Raw genomic sequence first — 871 nt, 5'->3', positions numbered from 1 at the left:
GGCATGGAGCTCACCGAACACTTCGCGATGACGCCAGCGGCATCAGTCAGTGGCTTTTATTACTCGCATCCTGAGTCAAAGTACTTTTCTGTTGGAAAAATAACGAAGGATCAGGTCATTCGTTATGCCGAACGTAAAAATATGAGCGTTGAAGTATGCGAAAAGTGGCTATCGCCGGTGCTCAATTACGACGCTTAAGAGAAAATGAGGCGGCTTTAAGAGTTTAATTACTAAAACGCATAGAATTATTAGTTTTTAGCAGTTTTGATGCTTTATCAAAACTGCTAGTATCGCGCCCCTAGTATTAGCTCCAACATTACAACTTATAACTACGTCAGTAACGGTAAAAGCCAGTATGTATATTTACGACGAAGTGGATTCGCGCATTGTTAAAGAGCGCGTTGCCCAATTTCAAGGTCAAACCGATCGTTACTTTGCAGGCACGCTTGCGGCAGATGAGTATTTGCCACTGCGCCTTCAAAACGGTCTTTACGTTCAACGTCATGCGCCAATGCTTCGTGTTGCGATCCCTTACGGANTGATCAACAGCACACAGCTTCGTAAGCTCGCGCAATTATCACGTGATTTCGACAAAGGCTACGTGCACTTCACTACACGTCAAAATGTTCAGTTCAACTGGCCAGAAATTAAAGACGTACCAGAAATGCTTCGCCAGCTTGCTGACGTAGAAATGCATGCTATTCAAACTAGTGGCAACTGTATTCGTAACACCACTACAGACCAATTCGCTGGCGTCATCGATGATGAAGTCGTCGATCCGCGCCCTTACTGCGAAATCATTCGTCAGTGGTCAACCTTACACCCTGAATACGCGTTCTTACCTCGCAAGTTCAAAATTGCTGTAAATGCT

Annotated in this window: 1 protein-coding gene and 1 pseudogene; both read left to right on the top strand. The window is 44.7% G+C overall.

Annotated elements, in window-relative coordinates; translation table 11 throughout:
• On the top strand, window positions 1-198 hold a 198-nt coding region (locus A3738_RS06965), incomplete at its 5' end, for a vitamin B12 dependent-methionine synthase activation domain-containing protein (protein ID WP_156504033.1).
• A gap of 157 nt (window positions 199-355) precedes the next feature.
• A pseudogene (locus tag A3738_RS06960) lies at window positions 356-871 on the top strand (nitrite/sulfite reductase); the annotation flags it as partial.

The sequence above is a fragment of the Oleiphilus sp. HI0066 genome (assembly GCF_001635725.1).
Note: the sequence above shows the minus strand (reverse complement) of the source record. Positions and strands in the feature narration are given on the sequence as shown.